General features: G+C 72.9%; 8 protein-coding genes. 6 read left to right on the plus strand and 2 right to left on the minus strand.

The genetic code is table 11. The features are described 5' to 3' along the window. Nucleotides 1-49: 49 nt before the first annotated feature. The 3 genes from GRC12_RS37725 (at nucleotide 50) to GRC12_RS37735 (ending at nucleotide 3773) form a co-directional block, all read left to right on the plus strand. Complete coding sequence (locus GRC12_RS37725; RefSeq protein ID WP_244374382.1) at nucleotides 50-1237, plus strand: DUF2690 domain-containing protein; 1188 nt, start codon at nucleotides 50-52, stop codon at nucleotides 1235-1237. A gap of 339 nt (nucleotides 1238-1576) precedes the next feature. Continuing rightward, entirely contained in the window at nucleotides 1577-2566 is a 990-nt protein-coding gene (locus GRC12_RS37730) for a malate dehydrogenase (RefSeq protein ID WP_208784745.1), read from the plus strand. A gap of 175 nt (nucleotides 2567-2741) precedes the next feature. Continuing rightward, nucleotides 2742-3773 carry a hypothetical protein gene (locus tag GRC12_RS37735; RefSeq protein ID WP_208784746.1) on the plus strand — a complete coding sequence of 344 codons (1032 nt, stop codon included), beginning with the start codon at nucleotides 2742-2744 and terminating at the stop codon, nucleotides 3771-3773. Nucleotides 3774-3776: 3 nt separating this feature from the next. Here the strand turns inward: GRC12_RS37735 and GRC12_RS37740 are convergent, their stop codons facing one another. Both GRC12_RS37740 and GRC12_RS37745 read right to left on the minus strand, forming a co-directional pair. Further along, nucleotides 3777-4466, minus strand: coding sequence for a siderophore-interacting protein (locus tag GRC12_RS37740; RefSeq protein ID WP_208784747.1), 690 nt, complete (start codon nucleotides 4464-4466; stop codon nucleotides 3777-3779). Nucleotides 4467-4511: 45 nt separating this feature from the next. After that, complete coding sequence (locus GRC12_RS37745; RefSeq protein ID WP_208784748.1) at nucleotides 4512-5915, minus strand: MFS transporter; 1404 nt, start codon at nucleotides 5913-5915, stop codon at nucleotides 4512-4514. A 96-nt stretch (nucleotides 5916-6011) separates the two neighbouring features. Here GRC12_RS37745 and GRC12_RS37750 point away from each other — a divergent pair, with 96 nt between their 5' ends. The 3 genes from GRC12_RS37750 (at nucleotide 6012) to GRC12_RS37760 (ending at nucleotide 9154) form a co-directional block, all read left to right on the plus strand. Further along, nucleotides 6012-6929 carry a LysR family transcriptional regulator gene (locus GRC12_RS37750; RefSeq protein WP_208784754.1) on the plus strand — a complete coding sequence of 306 codons (918 nt, stop codon included), beginning with the start codon at nucleotides 6012-6014 and terminating at the stop codon, nucleotides 6927-6929. Nucleotides 6930-7038: 109 nt separating this feature from the next. Further along, nucleotides 7039-8796 (plus strand): hypothetical protein, encoded by a 1758-nt coding sequence (locus GRC12_RS37755; protein WP_208784750.1) that lies wholly within the window; start codon nucleotides 7039-7041, stop codon nucleotides 8794-8796. Then, on the plus strand, nucleotides 8786-9154 hold the full coding sequence (locus tag GRC12_RS37760) for a hypothetical protein (protein WP_208784752.1): 369 nt from the start codon (nucleotides 8786-8788) through the stop codon (nucleotides 9152-9154). The genes GRC12_RS37755 and GRC12_RS37760 overlap by 11 nt, the downstream gene beginning before the upstream one ends. The last annotated feature ends 132 nt before the right edge of the window (nucleotides 9155-9286 follow it).

Here is a 9286-nt window from a genome sequence, read left to right on the forward strand (position 1 = left end):
GTGCCAAGCAGGGGGGAAGAGGGGGGAAGCAATGCCTCGTTGGAGGGCCTTGCCGGATGAACTCGATCCGCAGGTCAGGGAGTTCGCGAGCCAGTTGCGCCGGCTCGTGGACCGCAGCGGCCTGAGCATCGCGTCGGTGGCCGACCGCACGGGTTACAGCAAGACGTCCTGGGAGCGGTACCTGAACGGCCGGCTGCTCGCACCCAAGGGCGCGATCGTGGCGCTGGCCGAGGTCACGGGGACCAACCCGGTCCATCTGACGACCATGTGGGAGCTCGCCGAGCGTGCCTGGAGCAAGTCGGAGATGCGCCACGACATGACCATGGAGGCCATCCGGATATCCCAGGCGCGCGCCGCGCTCGGGGAGTTCGGGCCGCCCCCCGCGACGAGCGCCGGCGGCAAGGGCGGCAAGGCGGTCGCCAGGAGCGGCAGCGCGACGGTGACACCGGGGATCGCGGGACCTGCGGGAGTGGCGCCGACGGTGCCGCCGCAGCCGGTCGCCTCCGAGGCACCGGACGGCGGCGGCGCGGGGGCGTCCGAGGCCGCGTCCTCGCAGGGCTCCTCCGGCGCCAACTCCTGGCGGCTGGCGGGCTACCAGGGCCCGTCGCCGGCCGGCGGACGATCGCCGGTGCTCGGCGCGCCCGAGCGGGGATCCGCGTCCGACGGTGTCGTCCGGACACCGGAGACACCCAGTGGGTACGGCGAGGCTCCCGGGCCCGGCGGGGGTTCCTCCTCCGGTGCCGGCCGCCGGCGGCTGACGATGTTCCTCGCGGGGCTGGTCGGCGTCCTGGTGGTGATGGCGGCGGTGTTCTTCCTGACCGACCGCGGCAGCGGCGGCAAGCACGGGAGGGCGAAGGCCTCGCCCTCGCCCTCGGTCAGCTCCGTCGACCTCCCGGCCGGCGTGAAGTGCGCCGGCGCCTCCTGCACCGGCAAGGACGCCGAGGCCATGGGGTGCACCAAGGACGCCGCCGCCGTGACGACCGCCAAGACCGCCACCGTCGGCACGGTCACCCTGGAGGTGCGCTACAGCAAGACCTGCGGCGCCGCGTGGGGCCGTATCACCGCCGCCGCGCCGGGCGACTCGGTGCAGGTCACCGCGGGCACCGCCAAGGAGAACGACAGCATCACCCAGGCCGGCGACACGATCGCGTACACGCCGATGGTCGCCGTGAAGGACGCGGGCGAGGCGAAGGCCTGCGCGACGCTGGCGTCCGGGCAGAAGGGGTGCACCCCCTAGCGGCACAGCGGCACATGCGCAGCGGCACAAGGGGGCGGCCGCCCGTCCGGGAGAGGGGGGACTGGGCGGCCGCCTGGTGGGGGGTACCGACTGTGCCGGACTCCCGTGGGGGTACGTTTCGCGTGCCCGGGATGGGCATCCCCATGCGTGCCGCCCCGAATTTTTCGGCGCGGTTTTACTCTGTGGGGTGGGCCACACGGGCCCGGCGGTGCGGGATCCCGGATGCGCGATAGCCTGACCGGTGGATCTCTCTCGATACCAAGAGATCGATCATCTGTACGTCCCGTCCGCACCCCCAGGGCAAGGACGCCCACCGCCAGCTGTCCTACGGAGAACGCCATGACCCGCACTCCCGTGAACGTCACCGTCACCGGCGCGGCCGGCCAGATCGGTTACGCCCTCCTCTTCCGCATCGCCTCCGGCCAGCTGCTCGGCGCGGACGTGCCGGTCAAGCTGCGCCTCCTGGAGATCACGCCCGCGCTGAAGGCCGCCGAGGGCACGGCCATGGAGCTGGACGACTGCGCGTTCCCGCTGCTCCAGGGCATCGACATCAGCGATGACCCGAACGTCGCCTTCGACGGCGCCAACGTCGCCCTTCTGGTCGGCGCCCGCCCGCGCACCAAGGGCATGGAGCGCGGTGACCTCCTCGAGGCCAACGGCGGCATCTTCAAGCCGCAGGGCAAGGCCATCAACGACCACGCGGCGGACGACATCAAGGTCCTCGTCGTCGGCAACCCGGCCAACACCAACGCGCTCATCGCGCAGGCCGCCGCGCCGGACGTACCGGCCGAGCGTTTCACCGCGATGACCCGCCTCGACCACAACCGCGCGCTGACCCAGCTCGCGAAGAAGACCGGCTCGACGGTCGCCGACATCAAGCGCCTGACGATCTGGGGCAACCACTCCGCCACCCAGTACCCGGACATCTTCCACGCCACCATCGCCGGCAAGAACGCCGCCGAGGTCGTGAGCGACGAGAAGTGGCTGGCCGAGGACTTCATCCCGACCGTCGCCAAGCGCGGCGCCGCGATCATCGAGGCCCGTGGCGCCTCCTCCGCCGCGTCCGCCGCGAACGCCGCCATCGACCACGTGCACACCTGGGTCAACGGCACCGCCGACGGCGACTGGGTCTCCATGGGCATCCCGTCGGACGGCTCCTACGGCGTCCCGGAGGGCCTGATCTCCTCCTTCCCCGTCACCACCAAGGACGGCCAGTACGAGATCGTCCAGGGCCTGGACATCAACGAGTTCTCCCGCACCCGCATCGACGCCTCCGTCAAGGAGCTCGAGGAGGAGCGCGAGGCGGTCCGCGGTCTCGGCCTCATCTGACGGTCGCCATCTGACGGTCGCCATCTGACGGTCGCCGTCCGACGGCCGCCGTTTCCTCGGTTTCGTCACGAGCCCGCACGGGCCCTGTTCCGGTTTCGGTCGGAACGGGGCCCGCGCCCGTTTTCGCCGCTACCGTCTAAGGCGGTACCACCAGGGGTGATTCGGGGGGTTCGTGATGAGCGGATGGGACGAGTACGACGCCGGCTCGGGCTCCGGGCCGGAGCGGGAACCGAGCGAGGAGAGAGGCCGGGCCGCCTGGTCCGACGGGCAGACGGGGGCCACCCCGCCGTGGGCGTCCGCCGAAACGCAGACCGGCGGCGCCTTCCCGCCGCCCTGGACGACACCGCCGCCGGGGCCGACACCGCCGCCGGGACCCGTCACACCGCCGGGGCCCGCGACACCCCCGGGCCCCGCGTACATGGCGTCCCCCCTGCCGCCCGGCCCGGCCTACACCGGGGCTCCCACACCGCCGTACACCCTGCCTCCCGTCCCGCCGCAGGCGCCCCGGCGCCGCGTCGGACGGGTGCTCGCCGTCATCGCCCTGGTCGTCGCGGTCGGCGCGGGGACCGGTGCCGGGACCTGGTACCTGATCCGGGATCACCGCTCCGGCACCGGGGCCGGCCCCGTGACCGGGAGCTCCGTGAGCGTCTCGGCCTCGACCAGTCCGAGTCCGGGCCGGAGTTCCGAGCCGCCGAGCAGCCCGTCGGACACGCCCACCACGACCCCGCCGGCCTCGCCGCTGAACTCGCCCTCGGCCGGCTACCGCCGCGCCGAGGACCCGGTCGGCTACGCGGTCGACGTCCCGCAGGGCTGGACCCGCCGTGAGAAGCAGGGCAAGCTCGCGCCGATCGTCTACTACGACTCCCCCGCCGACGGCCGCCAGCTGCAGATCTTCCGGGTCACGGAGTCCACGCCCTACGAGTCGCTCACCCTGGCCGAGACGGATCCCGGCTACGGCTTCGCCAAGCAGCCCGGTTACCAGGTGATCCAGCGGGACCACGGCGACACCTGGGCGGAACTGACGTACCGCTACACGGACCAGGACAAGGGCGCCCGCCAGGTCATCGACCACCGCTTCGAGGCCGCCGACGGCACCCTGTACGCGATCCGCGCCAGCGGCCCCGCGAGCCTGGCGCCCGAACAGGTGCGGGAGCCGCTGAGGGCGGCGGTGCGGTACTTCTGCCCGACCGGCGCCCAGTGCACCTGACCCCTACTCCAGCCCCTTCTTGCCCGGCGCCCAGAACGGCTTGGTGAGGACCGCCCGCCGGTCCCAGCCCGCCTCCCGCACGAGCACCTGTCGCACCCGCTGCACGGCCCGCGCCTCCCCGGCGACATACGCGACCCCACCGGGCGCGGGCGCCAGCTCCCGTACGGCGTCGACGAGCGAACCGCCGTCGCGGAGGATCCAGTTGAGCTGGTCGCCGTGGGGGAGGGGGAGCCGGTCGCCCTCGGTCTCGGTCTCCACGCAGCCGGAGATCCGGGCCCCCTCCGGCAGCGCGTCCAGCATCGCGGCGAAGGCCACGGACGCCGTCTCGTCACCGACGAACACATGGTGCGGGGCGTCCGGCCGCAGCACGAACGTCCCCTCCGGCCTGCGCAGTCGCACCCGCTCGCCCACCCCGACCCCGCGTGCCCATCGCGCCCCGGGGCCGTCCCCGGGATGGTCCAGCACGCACAACTCCACGGCGCCGGCGGGGTCGTAGCTCCGGATCGAGTACGTGCGCAGGGTCAGCCCGCCGCCGACCAGCACCCGCACCTGCTGCCCCGGCCGGACGGTGAGTCCGGTGAGCGCCTCGCCCTCGATGCGCAGTCGGCGCATGCGGTCGGCGACGGGTTCGGCCTCGGTGACGGTGCCCTGGAGCGTCAGCAGGTCCAGGACCGGGGAGAGCAGAGCGGGCATGGGGCGGCTCCTGGGAACTCGCGGGCGGAGGAGGGGAGTTGGAGGTCAGGGTCGAGCTGAACGCGATAGTACGCGTTTCCCGCTCGACGCGATAGTGCGCGTTGTGCTGTGCTTGCCGTACCCGGCCACGACCGCCGCCGTCGCCGCCAGGACCAGGAGGGCGGCCGTGCGCAGGGCCGGGCCCATGCCATGGGCGAAGTCCGGATGGGCGGCCAGGACCGTGCCGGCGGTGGCGACGCCGAGGGCCGCGCCGATCTCACGGGCCGAGGTGCCGAGCCCGGAGCCGAGACCCGCCTGGTGGGCCGGGAGGGAGGTGACCACCCCCAGCGTCAGCGCGGGCATGCTCAGACCGGCGCCCGCCGAGATCACCAACAGCCAGCAGGCGTACACCGGGTAGGGCGTGCCCGCGTCCGCGGTGGACGCGGCGAGCAGCCCCAGACCGATGAGCGCGAGGCCGGTGCCGATGACCGGCCGGGGGTACGACGTCCAGCGCGTCGCCAGCCGCTGCGTCAGCGCCATGCCGACGATCAGCGGCACGATCGCGACGCCGGTCAGGGCTGGGCCGTACCCCTTCACGCCTTGCAGGTACTGCGAGTTGACGTAGAAGAGGGCGAACAGGCCGAAGAAGCCGGTGGCCATGCCGAGGGAGGCGGCGCGCAGCCGGGGCGACCTGAAGACGCGCGGGTCGAGGAGGGGGGTGCGCGAGCGGAGGGCGTGGGCGGTGAAGGCGGCCGTCAGAAGGGCGCCGGCCGCGAAGACGCCCAGGATGCGGGGGGAGGCCCAGCCGTGCGTGGGGCCCTCGATGATGCCGAAGAGGAGGGCGACCAGGGCCGCGGTGAGCAGGAGGGTGCCGAGGGGGTCGAGGTGGTTGCCGGGGGAGCGTTCCGTGCGGGGCGTGGTGAGCGCCACGGCCAGGGCGAGGAGAGCGGCGAGCGGGACCATGGCGAGGAACAGCGCGCGCCAGGTGAGGAACTGGCCCACCAGACCGCCGCCGAGGTTGCCGGCCATGCCGCCCAGGCCCAGTGCCAGCGTCCAGGCCGTCATGGCCCGGGCGCGGTGTTCGGGACCGGCGAGGCGCATCAGGATCGACAGGGTCGACGGCGTGATCAGCGCGGCGCCCGCGCCGGAGATGCCCCGGCCGGTGACGAGCAGCGCCGGGCCCGTGGCGAGGGCGCTGGTGGCGGCCCCCGCCGCGAACACGCCCAGCCCCGTGAGCAGGGCGCCCTTGCGGCCGTACCGGTCGCCGAGGGCGCCCGCCGGGATGAGCAGGGAGGCGAAGACGATGACGTACGCGTCGACCGTCCACAGCAGATCGGTGTGCGAGGGGTGCAGGGCGGACGAACTCAGCTGCGGGATCAGCAGGTTGACGGCGGCGACCATGGACTGCGCGACCAGGACGCAGGCGCACATCGCGAGGAGGGCGGACCGTTTCAGGGCGTGCGGGGGCATGGCTCCTCCTGAGGAGCTCGACGGCTGGTTCGGGATGCCCTGTCACCGTAGGCTCGGGTCCGTCCTGCACTCCAGTGCAACTTTCGCAAGGGATACCTGCACGTGACACAATCCGCGCACCTCGACCTCAATCTGCTGGCCGCCCTGGACGTGCTCCTGGAGGAGCGCAGCGTGCGGGGCGCCGCACAGCGGCTGCACCTGTCCGAACCGGCGATGAGCCGCACCCTCGGCCGTATCCGCAAGGCGCTCGGCGACCCGATCCTGGTGCGGGCCGGGCGGCAGATGGTGCCGACCCCGCACGCGCTGGCCGTGCGCGCGGAGGTGAGCGCGGTGGTGGAGCGGGCCCGGGCGCTGTTCGCGCCGGGCCGGGACGCGGACGTACGGACCCTGCGCCGCACCCTCACGATCATCGGCCCCGACACCATCGGCGCGGCCCTCGCTCCCGCCCTCTTCGCCCGGGCCGCGGCCGAGGCGCCCGGCATCCGGGTGCGCTACCTGGCCGAGAGCCACGCGGACGAGCCGTACCTGCGCGAGGGGACCGCCGATCTGGAGGTCGGGGTCATCGACACGACCGCGCCCGAGGTGCACCGGGAGAAGCTGTACCAGGACCGGATGCTCGGCGTCGTACGGGCCGGGCATCCGCTGCTGGAAGGGGAGTTGACGGCGGAGCGGTTCGCCACGGAGGCCGATCACCTGATCGTCTCGCGCCGGGGCAGGCTGCACGGACCGGTCGACGAGGCGCTCGCCGGACTCGGACTGAAGCGGCGCGTGGCGGGCACGATCGGGACCCTTCCCGCCTCCCTGTTCGTCGTACGGGACAGCGATCTGGTCGGTCTGATCAGCTCCTGGGCGCTACCGCTCGCCGCGGCGCTGGACCTCGTGGCGTTCGAGGTGCCGCTGCCACTGCCCCCGCTGGACCTGGGGCTGGCCTGGCATCCGCGGCACGAGGCGGATCCGGCCCACGCTTGGCTCAGGCGGACGGTCCGGGAACTGCTCGCCGAACGGTCCGTGTAGCCGCTCGCCCGGTCGGCATTCCGCTTTCCCCGTACCACCTGCCCCTCTATGCTGATGGTTTGTCAACTGAACGTCTGACAACGGTCCATCCACGCATCGGGGGAGTAGCGTGAGTACCGCTTACGTGCCTCAGCAACCGCAGCCCGTGGTCTCCACGGGGGCGCTGCCGACACCGCCCGTCCCACCGCACGCCAGCGAGGCGACCCGGCTGCTGTGCGCCGGCACCTATCTGGATTCCGGTTACCGCGACCGGGTCATCGAGGAACTGCAGCTCAACGAACAGCGGATCGTCGCGCCCTCGCTCGGCTTCGACGCCGCCCGCGTCCTCGCCCACGCCCTGCGCGCCCGCCGCTTCGAACTGTTCTGGGCCGGCGCGATCCTCGGCCTGTGGGTGGTCGGAGGGGTGCTCAGCGGCGGTCTGCTGGCCTTCTTCGTCTGGCCCAGCGTGGCCCTCGCCCTCGCGCCCTGGATCAGGGGGCGGGCCGAGGAGCCGCCGCTGTGGCGGCTGGTCCCCGCGTTCCTGGTCCGCTGGTGGGGCCGCCTGTCCTTCGCGCTGATACTGGCGTTCGCCCTGATCGCCGCGTTCGGCAGCGGCTCGGACAGCGGCTCCTCCTCCGGTTCGTACGGCACGTACTCCGACCCCTACTCCGACTCGTCGAGCTTCACGGACGTGTTCTCGCCGAGTTCCATCACCGATCTGATCGAGCCGTGGCGGGCCTGGCTGGGACTGGCGGTGCTCGCGCTCATCGCCTGGTGCGGATACGCCCAGCGCAACCAGGTCAGCCGCGCGCTGGCCGCCGAACTCTCCCCACAGCGTTTCGGTGACGCGGCGAACGACCCCGCCGAACAGGCCGACAACCCGCGCTTCCAGCGGCTGAAGCAGCGCATCCGGCTCGAACAGCACGCGCCGCTGATCATGTACCACGAGGCGCGGCCGTTCTGCGGGGCGGGCGCCGCGTACGACACCTGGGTGCTGGCCGTCGAACTCCGCCCGGACGAGGAGCGGAAGCAGCAGCCGCTGAGCAACCGCACGGTCCTGGAGCGGATCCGTCCGCTGCTCGAACAGCTGCGTGTCCCGGCCGAGTTCGCGGGGCCCGGGGTCCGTGACCGGCTGCGCTGGCTGGAGATCGACGAGTGCGTGTTCCTGCCGGCCGAGGGGCTGCTCACCCGGGACCAGGCGCCGTACACCCCGCAGGCCTTCGAGGAGCACCGGGCCCGGGCGGTCGAGGAGGGCGCCGAGAAGCGGCGGCACTTCCTGCGCATCCGGGTCGGCGGCTGGGAGGAGGAGCTGGTCGTCACGGTGTTCGTGCGCATCCACACGCAGGGACGGATGCTGATGCTGGAGATCGCGCCGCATGTGCTGACGCCGGTGCGCGCCGACTTCAAGGACGCCGACCGTGTGGCGCACCGGTTCCGGCACAACAACCTGGCCGGGAAGGCGGCGGGCGCGCTCGTCCTGGTGCCGTCGTCCGTCGGCCGCTCGCTGGGGCAGCTGGGCCGGGGGCTGGTGTACGTGTGGCGGCTGCTCACGGGCGGCTACGCCGGGGCGCTGCCCGACGGACCGGGGGCGTCGGTACGGGAGTTGGGGGCGGCGCCGGCCGGTTCCACGTTCCAGGAGATGGACGTGGTGCGCTACCTGAAGAGCGTGCAGGACAGGGTGGCGAACGGGGTGCGGGCCGCGCTCGCAGAATCCGGTTACGAGACCGGGGAGTTCGTCCAGAAGGTCGTCAACATCAGCAACGGGGACGTGAACATCGGCCGGATCGAGGGGTCCACCTTCGCGGTCGGCAGTGGCTCGTCCGCCGCATCCTCCAGTGTCTCGGGCGGTGCGGTGCCGCCGAAGGGAGCCGACACCAGTGACAAGTAACGAGCCGAGCGTCAACATCGGCGACATCTCGGGCAACAACACCTTCGCCATCGGCAGCCGGTCGCACGCCGAGAGCCACCACGTGCACCACGGCACGGGCCCGCAGCGCGACGAGGCGACCGAACAACTGCTCGCCGCCATAAGGGAGTTGCGGGCCGACCTGGCCGAACGGGTGCGCGGCACCGAGCAGACGGCCGCGCTGGACGAGGCCCTCGCGGAGACGGAGACGGAGATCGCGACCACGGGCCAGGCCGGCCCCACCCGCCGCGAACGCCTGAGGGAACTGCTGTCCGACTCCCAGGCCCTGGTCACCTTCCTGGCCTCCGCCGGCGCCCTGGCCGGCCTCCTGGGGATGTGAGAGTCAGCCGATGAGCGGGGGCGGACAGTACTGGAACGAGGACACCCAGCGCTGGGAGGACAGCACGGGGAGTCATCCGACGGCCGAGCCGCCGTCCGCGCCGCCGGGCCGGCCGGGGGCGGGGGGATCGGG

The organism is Streptomyces griseorubiginosus (assembly GCF_017614965.1).
Classification (GTDB): Bacteria; Actinomycetota; Actinomycetes; order Streptomycetales; family Streptomycetaceae; genus Streptomyces; species Streptomyces griseorubiginosus_B.